The following is a 933-nucleotide window of genomic DNA, read 5'->3' as shown; positions in this document are numbered from 1 at the left end:
TTGCTTTAGGGTTTGCCTTCTTGGCCTACAGTGCAAGTTCACTCATCCAGGCAAGTGGACTGCTTGCTGTTTATGTAGCTGCTGTCTTTATTGGCAATGCAGAACTTGCTTACCGCTACTCGATTCTCAGGTTTCATGAAGGATTCGGTTGGATGGCGCAAATCTTAATGTTCATCATCCTGGGGTTATTTGTCTTCCCTTCGGAAGTGTTTACCCTCCCTGTCATGTTTGACGGACTTATGGTGGCGCTCGTATTAATTTTCGTTGCCAGACCGATCGCGACTTTTATCAGTTTGGCAGCGTTCAAGTTCGATTCCAAAGAGAAACTGTTCCTTTCGTGGGCAGGACTTCGTGGAGCTGTACCGATCGTTCTCGCTATTTTCCCTATGCTTGCCGAGGTAGAGAATAGCCAGGTTATCTTCAATGTTGTCTTTTTTACTGTGTTAACGTCAACGCTCATGCAAGGGTCGTCGATTACATGGCTGGCTGAAAGGTTCAAGTTGGTTTCAGATAAACTGACGAACCCGATTCATTCTCTTGAGCTGATCTCTATCGGAAAAGCAAACGTAGAGATGATGGAGTTCGAGGTCATGGCTCACAATCAAATTGTGGGGCAGACGCTTGAAAATATGGAATTGCCTGATCGTGCACTGATCAATGCGATCATACGTGATGGAGATGTCATTACCCCGTATGGTCAGACAGAAATAAAGACAGGAGACACCTTATACATCCTTGTTTCAAGGAGCAGTAAAAAAGAAGTACGGAAACTGTTAGAAGCGGTGAGGACACAAAACATAGAGAACGAAAAAAGCCGAGCTTGAGGCAGCTCGGCTTTTTTCGTAGCAGCTATGATATTTGGGGTGTTTCATTATGATATGAAGAGTACACTTAATATTATAGGGAACAAGCCATAATTTGTAAACCTTTTCT

Annotated in this window: 1 protein-coding gene; it reads left to right on the top strand. The window is 43.9% G+C overall.

What is annotated here, in order from left to right; all coding sequences use genetic code 11:
• Window positions 1–824 (top strand): cation:proton antiporter (locus tag LD39_RS21475; RefSeq protein WP_035553927.1); only part of this gene is annotated, 824 nt, incomplete at its 5' end.
• Between the last annotated feature and the right edge of the window lie 109 nt (window positions 825–933).

Source organism: Halobacillus sp. BBL2006 (assembly GCF_000786645.1).
Lineage (GTDB): Bacteria > Bacillota > Bacilli > Bacillales > Halobacillaceae > Halobacillus.
The sequence above is the reverse complement of the archived record's forward strand: the minus strand, read 5'-3'. Positions and strand labels throughout refer to the sequence as shown.